This is a genomic window from uncultured Amnibacterium sp. (genome assembly GCF_964244015.1).
Lineage (GTDB): Bacteria > Actinomycetota > Actinomycetes > Actinomycetales > Microbacteriaceae > Amnibacterium.
This window is the reverse complement of the sequence record NZ_CAXTHO010000149.1, coordinates 1-6,180: the sequence shown is the minus strand read 5'-3', so window position 1 is coordinate 6,180 and position 6,180 is coordinate 1. Positions and strand designations below refer to the sequence as shown.

The window sequence follows — 6,180 nt, the reverse complement described above, 5'->3', positions numbered from 1 at the left end:
GGATCCGCGGATCCTGATCGGTGTCGCGCTGATCGCCGCATCCGCGCTCGGCACGACCGCGCTGGTCGGCGCGCTCACCCGCACGGTCGTCGTCTACCGCGCTGACGGCCCGATCGTGGCGGGCGATCGTGTGAGCTCCGACCGGCTGGCGCCCGCCACCGTCCGGCTCGGCGACGCCGCGGCGCTGTACCTCTCCGGGGCGCTGCCGGAGGAGGGACTGGTCGCGACCCGGTCGATCGCGGCCGGCGAGATGGTGCCGCGGTCCGCCGTCGGCACCGACCTCGCCGTGCACTCGGCGACGGTGGTCGTCGACTTGGCGTCGCCACTCGCGGCCGGCGTCGCGGTCGGCTCCACCGTGGACCTGTGGTCGGCGGCGAAGGCGGACCCGAACGAGAACCGCTACTCCGCGCCGGTCGTGCTCGTCGGCGACGCGGTCGTGTCCCGGGTGGTGGCCCCGACCGGGCTCCTCGCCGGTTCGGCGAAGGATTCGGTCGAGCTGCAGGTGCCGCGCGACGAGGTCGCCTCCGTGCTTGCCGCGCAGGCCGGCGGCGCCCGCCTGGCCGCGGTCGAGATCGGTGGGGGCACACCGTGACCGAGCCGACTCCCACGGTGCTCTGCCTCGCCCCGCACGTCGAGGACCGGCTGCTGCCCCGGCTGGCGGAGGCCGGGCTGCTCGTCGTCGCCCGCCCTCCAGGCGCCGGCGAGGGAGTCGACGCGGTCGGCCGCCTCCGCCCCGGCGTGCTGATCGTGAGCGCCGAGCCCCGCCACCTGGACAGCCCGCTGCTGACTGCGGCAGCCGTCGCGGGCGCGGTCGTGGTGGTGCTGGCGGAGGGGGAGTGGGGCCGGGAGCACGCCGCCTCCCTTGGTGTGCGTGAGCCGCTCGACGCCGATGCGACCGCGGACGACATCGCCGCCCGGATCGCGCACGGCATGCCGGAACCGGCGATCCCGGTGCCGACTGCTACCGCGCCGTCGCCCGGACGGGTCACCGCCGTGTGGGGGCCGGCAGGCGCGCCGGGCAGGACGACGACGGCGATCGCGCTCGCGAGCGAGCTCGCCGCGGCGGGCCTCCGGGTCGCGCTCGTCGACGCGGACACGATCGGCGCCGCCGTCGCCCCGTCGCTGGGGCTGCTCGACGAGGCTCCCGGGCTCGCGGCGGCCTGCCGCCTGGCAGCGGCCGGCGCGCTCACCGGTGGTGAGCTCGACCGGATCGCCCAGCACCACCGCTGCGCCCGCGGCGAGCTGCTCGTGCTGACCGGGATCGGCAGGCCGGACCGCTGGCCCGAGCTGTCCGCGGACCGGGTGACGAAGGTGCTGGAGCAGTGCCGATCCTGGGCGGACCACACGATCGTCGACACCGGCTTCACTCTGGAGGCGGACGAGGAGATCGCGAGCGACCTGTTCTCGCCGCGGCGGAACGCGGCGACCCTCGCGGCGCTGCGGGCCGCCGACACGGTGGTAGCCGTCGGCGCAGGGGATCCGATCGGGCTCGCGCGGTACGTGCGGGCGTTCGGCGACCTCGTCGAGATCGTGGACCAGCACCGGGTCCGTGCGGTGGTCGGCAAGGTGCGGCAGAGCGCCGTCGGGCTCGGCGCGGGCGGTCAGATCCGCGCGAGCCTGCAGCGCTTCGGCGGGATCGAGGAGGTCACGCTCGTGCCGTCCGACCCCGCCGCGTGCGACGCCGCGCTGCTCACCGCCCGCACCCTGCCGGACGCGGCGCCCCGATCGGCGGCCACGGCGGCGCTGCGCCGGTTCACCGCCGATCACCTCCTGGACCGCCCGGTGCGGACGCCGCGCCGGACCCCCTCCGTGCTCCGCAGACTGCGCCCCGCCGCATCGTGAGCAGAATGGAGGCGTGCCCGACCGAGTGCTCGCCGTCCTGACCGCACCAGCAGCGGGTGGGGAGGCGGACGAGCCCTACCGGTTCGTCGATCCCGCCGTGCCGCTGGTGTCCGCGGTCGACCTCGGGGTGACGCGCGGCGACGGGGTGTTCGAGACGCTCGGCGTCGGCGAGGGCCGCGCGCAGGCCGTCGACGCGCACCTCGCACGGCTCACCCGGTCCGCCGCGATGCTGGACCTGCCTGCGCCCGACGAGGAGGCATGGCGATCGGCGGTGAGCGCGGTCGCGGACCAGCTCTCGGGGCACGTCGAGGCATTCGTCAAGCTCGTCTACACCCGCGGCGTCGAGGGCACCGGTCAGCCGACCGGCTGGGTGCTGGGTTCGCCGTCACCGGATCACACCGTGGCGCGGACGGAGGGGGTCCGGGTCACCGTGCTCGACCGCGGGCTGTCGCACGACAGCGCGGGGAACCTCCCGTGGCTGCTGCAGGGCGCGAAGACGCTCTCCTACGCACTGAACATGGCGGCGGGCCGGGAGGCGCGGCGCCGCGGCGTGGACGACGCGCTGTTCGTCAGCTCGGACGGGTTCCTGCTCGAGGGGCCCACGTCGAACCTGCTGATCAAGGACGGCGACCGGCTGATCACCCCCTCCACGAGCCTCGGCATCCTCGCCGGCACGACGCAGGCGGCGGCGTTCCGCTTCGCCAGCGGGCAGGGGATGAGCACCTCGTACGAGGTGCTGCCGCGGGACGTGCTGGAGTCCGCCGATGCGGTGTGGCTGCTCTCGAGCGTGCGCAACGCGGCGCCGATCCGCGAGATCGACGGCGTCGAGCGCCGGATCGACGTGGGCTTCACCGCGGCGCTGAACGCCTACCTCCTCGCCCGCCGCGAATGAGCGGCACCGAGCAGCGCATCCTGGCGCGGCTGGCGCTCGGCGCGACGACCCTCGCGGGCCTGCGCGCAGCCCTGCCTCCTGAGGACCTGGACCGGACGGCGCTCCCGACGATGGGGGAGCCCGACCCGTTCGGCGAGATCCTTACCGACCTCGTGAACCGCGGCGTCGTCCTCGACGGAAACGGCCTCTACCGCCTCGCGTGACCCGTCCCGCAAATGATGCGAGCCGATGCATTTCGAAGGTGGTTCGAGGGGTATCGCCCGCCGAACCACCTTCAAAACGCATCGATCTGCTTCACGTGTGGGGTCCGTGGACGCGGCGCTCGTGCGACGGAGGTGGCACGCGTGCCTCCGTAGAATCGGGCGATGCCGACCATGAGCGAGCTCGTCAGCGCGCACGGCAGGTCCAGCGAGGACGATCTCAACTGGTTGCACGCCCTGCTGGGCGATCTGCAGCTGCTCGCCGACCTCGCCTTCGCGGACATCGTGCTCTGGACGCCGTCCGCCGGCGAGGACTTCGTCGCCGTCGCGCACGCGCGGCCCTCGTCCGCGGCGACGCTCTTCTACCGCGACTTCGTCGGTCAGGCCATCAAGCCGGACTGGAAGCGCCTCGTCACCGATTCGTTCGAGCGGGGCGAGATCCTCGACTCGTCGGCCCCGGACTGGTTCGAGGAGACCCCGACCCGCGTCCGTGCCGTCCCGGTGATCCGCCGCACCTCCGCCTCCGCGGGCCCGCAGCAGATGATCGGCCCGATCGCGGTCCTCACCCGGCACACGAACCTGTCCGAGGCGCGGATGCCGAGCCGGCAGGAGCTGACGGCCAACGACTGCGCGAACGACCTGTTCCGCATGATCGCGTCGGGGGACTTCCCGACCCTCACCTCACCCACCCCGCCCCGCCGCGGCGCGCCGCGCGCCTCCGACGGCCTGATCCGGCTCGACGTCGAGGGCACCGTCCTGTTCGCGAGCCCGAACGCGCTGTCCGCGTTCAACCGCATCGGCTTCTCCGGCGAGCTGGAGGGGCAGAACCTCGCGCAGGTCGTCACCGAGCTGCTGCCCGAGCGGTTCGCCGTCGACGAGACGCTGCCCGTCGTCGTCACCGGCAAGGCGCCGTGGCGCACGGAGGTGGAGGCGCGCGGCTCCACCCTGTCGATCCGTTCCATCCCGGTGCGGCACGACGACGAGCGCGTCGGCGCGATCGTGCTCTGCCGCGAGGTGACCGAGCTGCGGCACCAGGAGCAGGAGCTGATCACCAAGGACGCGACGATCCGCGAGATCCACCACCGGGTGAAGAACAACCTGCAGACGGTCGCGTCGCTCCTCCGCATCCAGGCACGGCGCTCGAACTCGGAGGAGGCCCGCGATTCGCTCGCGCAGGCGACGCGGCGGGTGGGCGCGATCGCGGTCGTGCACGACACGCTCAGTCAGGGGCTCGCGCAGACGGTCGACTTCGACGAGGTCTTCGACCGGGTGCTGATGCTGATCACCGAGGTCGCCTCCACGCACCACACGCGGGTGCACCCGATCAAGCGGGGCGCGTTCGGCGTGCTGCCGAGCGACTACGCGACGCCGCTCGCGCTCGCGCTGACCGAACTCGTCACGAACGCCGTCGAGCACGGCCTCGCCGGCCGCGAGGGCACGGTCGTCATCACCGCCCATCGCGCGGAGGAGGGCTTGACCGTCTCCGTGCGGGACAACGGGGTCGGCCTGCCGGAGGGGCGGGTCGGCGCGGGACTCGGCACGCAGATCGTCCGGACCCTCATCGAGGGCGAACTCGGCGGACTGATCGACTGGCACACGATGTCGGGTCGAGGCACGGAGGTCACGATCGCCGTGCCGTTCAACTTCACCGAGGGCTGAACCGTCCCCAGAACCGGATCAGGGGACCCGGCCGGAGCCGGATCCCCTGATCGTGCAGCGTCGGTGCTCAGGCGGAGCGGCGGGCCCTCGCGGCACGGCGCTTGAGGGCGCGGCGCTCGTCCTCGGAGAGACCGCCCCAGACTCCGGAGTCCTGGCTGGTCTCGAGCGCGTACTGGAGGCACGACTCCGTCACGGTGCAGCGGCCGCACACCGACTTCGCCCGCTCGATCTGATCCACCGCCGGGCCGGTGTTGCCCACCGGGAAGAACAGCTCGGGATCTGCGGTGAGGCAAGCGGATCGGTCACGCCAGTCCATGCGTGCGCCCTTCGTTCGTTCAGTTGTCCCGGAGGCAGCAGGTGGCGCCGGGCAGTCAGCGGTCGCTCGATGTTCTCCGGGTGACGGGGCTTAGGGTGATTCCGCCCCAGACAGCCGAAGAGGAACGGTCGCACCGTCCCTCTTGTCCGCGTCACCGTATGCCCACGACTCCGGGGGCATCGAAACGAACCGGAAACATGGTGACACAGCACCGAACCTCGATACAAGGGTGTGCGGGTCTGATGTGCCTGTGATCCGCTCAGGGAGTCGTGCTTCCCGTCCTGCCGGACTCATCGGGCTCGCTGTCATCGAGCTGCTCGAGGCCCTCGGGCTGGTCGTGCTCACCGTTCTCGTGGTCGTCGGCGCCAGCGGGAAGTACCCGCTCCAGACTTTCGGCGTCGCCGGCACGGTGCTCGTGCTGGCCGCGTTGCTCGTCGGGGTCGCCGTCGGCGCGCTCCGTGGTTCCCCCTGGACGCGGACGGCCGGGCTCGTGTGGCACGTCGTGCAGATCCTGATCGGCCTCTACAGCCTGACCGGCGCCGGAGCGGCGGTCGGCGTCGCCGTGATCACGATCGTCCCGGCCGTCGTCGTCATCGTGCTGCTCTTCACCCGGCCGGTGCAGGAGGCGCTGGCCCGCAGCGCCGGCGCCTCCTGACCCTGCTCAGTCGATGCCGAGCTTCTTCCTGAGGCTCGCGACGTGCCCGGTGGCCTTCACGTTGTACAGCGGCAGGCTGACGCGGCCGAGCTCGTCGATGACGAAGGTCGAGCGGATCGTGCCCCGTACGGCCTTGCCGTAGAGCGACTTCTCGCCGAAGGCGCTGTAGGCGCGGTGCACCTCGAGCGTCGGGTCGGACAGCAGGGGGAAGGTCAGCCCCTGCTCCTCCGCGAACCTCGCGTTCGTAGCGGGCTCGTCCTTCGAGACGCCGAGCACCAGGTACCCGGCGGAGGCGAGCGAGTTGATGCTGTCGCGGAAGTCGCAGGCCTCGGTGGTGCAGCCCGGCGTCGAGGCCGCGGGGTAGAAGTAGACGACCACCTTCCTGCCGCGGTAGTCCGCGAGCGAGATCGGGGTCCCCGTGGAGTCGGGGAGCGTGAAGTCGGGCGCCTGATCCCCGGGGAGCAGGCGTACGGCCGTGTCCGTCATGAAGTGGTTCCTCTCGTGTCTGCTAATCTTGCCCCTCGGCTGCCGGCCAGCCGCGCGCACCTCTAGCTCAATTGGCAGAGCAACTGACTCTTAATCAGTGGGTTCCGGGTTCAAGTCCCGGGGGGTGTAC

Annotated in this window: 8 protein-coding genes and 1 tRNA gene; 7 read left to right on the top strand and 2 right to left on the bottom strand. The window is 72.4% G+C overall.

The window, feature by feature from the left end:
• The 5 genes from ACFE67_RS13510 to ACFE67_RS13490 all read left to right on the top strand — a co-directional run.
• Positions 1-592, top strand: a 592-nt coding sequence (locus tag ACFE67_RS13510; RefSeq protein WP_375407395.1) for a hypothetical protein, incomplete at its 5' end; no start/stop codon positions are given.
• On the top strand, positions 589-1,842 hold the full coding sequence (locus tag ACFE67_RS13505; RefSeq protein WP_375407394.1) for a CpaE family protein: 1,254 nt from the start codon (positions 589-591) through the stop codon (positions 1,840-1,842). The genes ACFE67_RS13510 and ACFE67_RS13505, both read left to right, overlap by 4 nt.
• 13 nt (positions 1,843-1,855) lie before the next feature.
• The gene (locus tag ACFE67_RS13500; RefSeq protein WP_375407393.1) at positions 1,856-2,734 is read left to right on the top strand and encodes an aminodeoxychorismate lyase; all 879 of its coding nucleotides are present in this window, start codon (positions 1,856-1,858) and stop codon (positions 2,732-2,734) included.
• Positions 2,731-2,937, top strand: a complete 207-nt coding sequence (locus tag ACFE67_RS13495) for a hypothetical protein (protein ID WP_375407392.1) — start codon at positions 2,731-2,733, stop codon at positions 2,935-2,937. Before ACFE67_RS13500 ends, ACFE67_RS13495 begins: the two co-directional genes overlap by 4 nt.
• A 162-nt stretch (positions 2,938-3,099) precedes the next feature.
• Positions 3,100-4,593, top strand: a complete 1,494-nt coding sequence (locus ACFE67_RS13490; protein ID WP_375407391.1) for a sensor histidine kinase — start codon at positions 3,100-3,102, stop codon at positions 4,591-4,593.
• Between the two features lie 67 nt (positions 4,594-4,660).
• On the opposite strand, the gene ACFE67_RS13485 is transcribed toward ACFE67_RS13490, so the two are convergent.
• A complete protein-coding gene (locus ACFE67_RS13485; protein WP_345481793.1) occupies positions 4,661-4,909 on the bottom strand; it encodes a WhiB family transcriptional regulator in 249 nt (82 codons plus the stop codon).
• A 250-nt stretch (positions 4,910-5,159) separates the two neighbouring features.
• On the opposite strand from ACFE67_RS13485, the gene ACFE67_RS13480 reads away from it, so the two are divergent.
• Positions 5,160-5,564, top strand: coding sequence for a hypothetical protein (locus tag ACFE67_RS13480; RefSeq protein WP_375407390.1), 405 nt, complete (start codon positions 5,160-5,162; stop codon positions 5,562-5,564).
• Positions 5,565-5,570: 6 nt separating this feature from the next.
• On the opposite strand, the gene ACFE67_RS13475 is transcribed toward ACFE67_RS13480, so the two are convergent.
• Positions 5,571-6,050 (bottom strand): peroxiredoxin, encoded by a 480-nt coding sequence (locus ACFE67_RS13475; protein ID WP_375407389.1) that lies wholly within the window; start codon positions 6,048-6,050, stop codon positions 5,571-5,573.
• Positions 6,051-6,106: 56 nt separating this feature from the next.
• Between ACFE67_RS13475 and ACFE67_RS13470 the strand changes: the two genes are divergently transcribed.
• Positions 6,107-6,179: transfer RNA gene (locus ACFE67_RS13470), tRNA-Lys, on the top strand.
• Position 6,180: the final 1 nt, after the last annotated feature.